The organism is Pseudomonas sp. SIMBA_068, from assembly GCF_046534705.1.
In the GTDB taxonomy this organism is placed as follows: Bacteria; Pseudomonadota; Gammaproteobacteria; order Pseudomonadales; family Pseudomonadaceae; genus Aquipseudomonas; species Aquipseudomonas putida.
Genome location: NZ_JAWRYI010000508.1, coordinates 1 through 272, shown reverse-complemented (window position 1 = coordinate 272; position 272 = coordinate 1). Strand labels below are relative to the sequence as shown.

Annotated in this window: 1 pseudogene; it reads right to left on the bottom strand. The window is 58.8% G+C overall.

Going from position 1 to position 272, the window contains the following annotated elements:
* Positions 1–272 (bottom strand): annotated as a pseudogene (locus SB756_RS30165) (EamA family transporter RarD); the annotation flags it as partial.

Here is a 272-nt window from a genome sequence, read left to right as displayed (position 1 = left end):
CCATCACCGCCAACCAGATCGGAATATAGGTCAACCATTGCCCGTCCTTGATCCCTTCGCCCAGCAGTAACGCCACACCCAGCAGCAATACCGGCTCCACGTAGCTGAGCAGCCCGAACAGGCTGAATGCCAACAAACGGCTGGCAATGATGTAGCTCACCAGTGCCGAGGCACTGATCAAGCCCAGGATGGGAATCAACGCATACAGTTTCGGCTGGGCGTCGAGCACCGCGAAACCCTGGTCGCCACTTTGCACGAACCACCAGGCCACC